This window comes from Sphaerochaeta sp. UBA5836, assembly GCF_002432845.1.
Classification (GTDB): Bacteria; Spirochaetota; Spirochaetia; order Sphaerochaetales; family Sphaerochaetaceae; genus Sphaerochaeta.
Map to the genome: position 1 here is coordinate 11777 of NZ_DJGW01000109.1, position 451 is coordinate 12227.

Genomic DNA, 451 nt, shown 5'->3' on the forward strand with positions numbered 1-451 from the left:
TTCTACCAGGAGTTTTTCATATCCATCGACCAAGGACGGAGCGCCACCTTCCGCCAAACCCGGTACGCGGTCATTGCAAGCTTTTTGAAGTTTGGTTCTCCGCGCCTTGCCCAGCTCTATGAACAGATGAACCTGGGCATTCCCAAGGATTTCCTCTCCCCGTTCCTCACCGAGGCCCGGGACCTCACCCAGATCGACCTGTATTACCATGAGGTGCTTGCGTATTTCAAGAATCAGGACTGGGTGGCTCTCAGGGACTTCTGCCTGGGAATCCTGGACAACAGCGACCTTGGCTTCGATCCCTGCTTCGACAACCTGAAAAAGGGACTGTTGCACTCGCGGGAGATGGATATTGAGAAGTTCGACATACAGGATGCCCTGGCCATGCTCTATTTCAGTTACTCGTTGGGCAAGAACGCCAAAAACTGAAGCAAGATGTGCATCCTTTTTT

Annotated in this window: 1 pseudogene; it reads left to right on the forward strand. The window is 52.3% G+C overall.

The features are described from left to right. Positions 1 to 429, forward strand: a pseudogene (locus tag B3F49_RS10970) (MFS transporter); the annotation flags it as partial. Between the last annotated feature and the right edge of the window lie 22 nt (positions 430 to 451).